This is a genomic window from Alcanivorax sp. HI0044 (assembly GCF_001634945.1).
In genome coordinates this window covers 1-1,173 of sequence record NZ_LWEZ01001300.1, presented here as the reverse complement: position 1 = coordinate 1,173, position 1,173 = coordinate 1, and the positions used below count along the sequence as shown (strand labels likewise).

The 1,173-nt window shown below is 59.9% G+C and carries 2 protein-coding genes; both read left to right on the top strand.

Annotation, left to right across the window (positions count from 1 at the left end; genetic code table 11):
• The first annotated feature begins 69 nt into the window (after nucleotides 1-69).
• Complete coding sequence (map, locus tag A3730_RS18990) at nucleotides 70-864, top strand: type I methionyl aminopeptidase (protein WP_063520657.1); 795 nt, start codon at nucleotides 70-72, stop codon at nucleotides 862-864.
• Nucleotides 865-1,173: nucleotidyltransferase domain-containing protein (locus A3730_RS18985; protein ID WP_197477529.1), on the top strand; the 309-nt coding region annotated here is incomplete at its 3' end.

Below are 1,173 nucleotides of genomic sequence, written 5' to 3'. Positions count from 1 at the left end.
ACCCGGCCCAAAATGCTTTGCCCAAGCCCCGCCCAACTCACTGAAAAAGCAGGAGTTTCCCCAAGCCTCATGAATGTCGTCATTAAAACCCCCGAGCAAATCGAGCAAATGCGTGAAGCGGGCAAGCTGGCCGCCGAAGTCCTGGAAATGATCGGCGAGTACGTCAAACCGGGGGTCACCACCGAGGAACTGGACCGCATCTGCCACGACCATATCGTCAACAAACAGCAGGCGATTCCTGCGCCTCTGGGCTATGGCGGCGCCCCCGGTCGCATGCCCTTCCCCAAATCGGTATGCACCTCGGTGAACCATGTGGTCTGCCACGGCATTCCCAGCGACCGCAAAGCCCTGAAAACAGGCGATATCGTCAATATCGATGTCACTGTCATCAAGAACGGCTGGCATGGCGACACCTCGAAGATGTTTTACGTGGGCGAGCCCTCTGTGCTGGCCCGCCGGCTGGTGGAAACTACCCGCGAATGCATGTTGGCCGGTATTCGCATGGTCCGGCCCGGCATACAGCTCGGCGACATTGGTCATCGGATTCAAAAAATGGCCGAGGGCGAACGCTTCTCTGTGGTCCGCGAATACTGCGGTCACGGCATCGGCGAGGGCTTCCATGAAGAACCCCAGGTGGTGCACTACGGCAAGCCTGGCACGGGTCTTGAATTACAGGAAGGCATGGTGTTCACCATCGAACCCATGATCAACGCCGGCAAAGCCGCCAATAAACTGCTGCCCGACGCCTGGACCGTGGTCACCAAAGACCGCAAGTTGTCCGCGCAGTGGGAGCACACCATCGCGGTCACCGCCGATGGCTATGAAGTACTCACCGCCCGCAGCGAAGAAACGGACCTCTATTAAGTGTCATTGCTACCCGCAATATCCCAGGACTCCCTGCTCGACGCCTTGCAGGAAAGCGCCCAGCCGGGCCAATACGCCCGCCAGTATCTGGCCCAGGGCCAGGAGCGGCTGAATCAGACCTTTGAGGCCACCGACATTACCGAGCTGGTCCAGACAAGAGCCACAATGGTGGACCAGGTGATGATCGCAGCCTGGTCCCTGTTTGGTCTGTCCGACCGCGATGACGTAGCGCTGGTGGCTGTCGGCGGCTACGGCCGCGGGGAATTGCACCCCTGCTCCGATGTGGATCTGCTGGTGCTGCTCGCCGAC

Bases quoted from the DNA above. Each gene is read 5' to 3' on its own strand.
- map (WP_063520657.1), top strand. From the start codon at position 70: ATGAATGTCGTCATTAAAACCCCCGAGCAAATCGAGCAAATGCGTGAA.